At 59.0% G+C, this 965-nt stretch carries 1 rRNA gene; it reads right to left on the bottom strand.

Annotated features, from left to right (window positions below):
- A 23S ribosomal RNA gene (locus EPD81_RS10560) occupies window positions 1-965 on the bottom strand; the annotation flags it as partial.

A 965-nucleotide genomic window follows, 5' to 3' on the forward strand; every position in this document is an offset into this window, starting at 1 on the left:
ATCCACAGCTCATCCCCTACTTTTGCAACAGTAGTGGGTTCGGGCCTCCAGCACCGGTTAGGGTGCCTTCACCCTGGCCATGGATAGATCACCCGGTTTCGGGTCTACGCCGCGCGACTCATTCGCCCTGTTCGGACTCGCTTTCGCTTCGCCTCCCCTATTCGGTTAAGCTCGCCACGCAACGTAAGTCGCTGACCCATTATACAAAAGGTACGCAGTCACCCCTCCTTTAATGGCCCTCCAACTGGAAGGTTTGGTCTTCGCTCCAGATCTATTTCAATCTGAAAGTCTTTTGGCTACGCGCACTGCGTGCGCTCCGCCGAAAGAACCCGAAGGCCATTAAAGGAGGGGCTCCCACTGTTTGTATGCATGCGGTTTCAGGTTCTATTTCACTCCCCTCGCCGGGGTTCTTTTCGCCTTTCCCTCACGGTACTGGTTCGCTATCGGTCGATCACGAGTATTTAGCCTTGGAGGATGGTCCCCCCATCTTCAGACAGGGTTTCTCGTGCCCCGCCCTACTTCGCGCACGCTTAGACCCCCCGACGGCTTTTCGCATACGGGGCTATCACCCGCTATGGCCGGCCTTTCCAGAGCCGTTCTGCTGAGCCGTTGGGTTGGTCGTGCAGGCTCTTCCCCGTTCGCTCGCCACTACTTGGGGAATCTCGGTTGATTTCTTTTCCTCCGGCTACTGAGATGGTTCAGTTCGCCGGGTTCGCCTCCTCTGGCCTATGGATTCAGCCAGGGATACCCCTTCACACAGCGTTTTCTCGCCCTCGCCCCGCTTGCGGCAGTAGAGGGGTTTTGACGGGCTGCGCCCGCCCAAACCCTCGAGCTGCTTGCCGCAGCAGGGGTTTTGACGGGCTGCGCCCGCCGAAAGCGCTCTGTGAAGGGGTGGGTTTCCCCATTCGGACATCCCGGGATCAACGCTTCGTTGCCAGCTCCCCCGGGCTTTTCGCAGGCTCGCA

Source organism: Tepidiphilus sp. J10, from assembly GCF_006980785.1.
GTDB lineage: Bacteria > Pseudomonadota > Gammaproteobacteria > Burkholderiales > Rhodocyclaceae > Tepidiphilus > Tepidiphilus olei.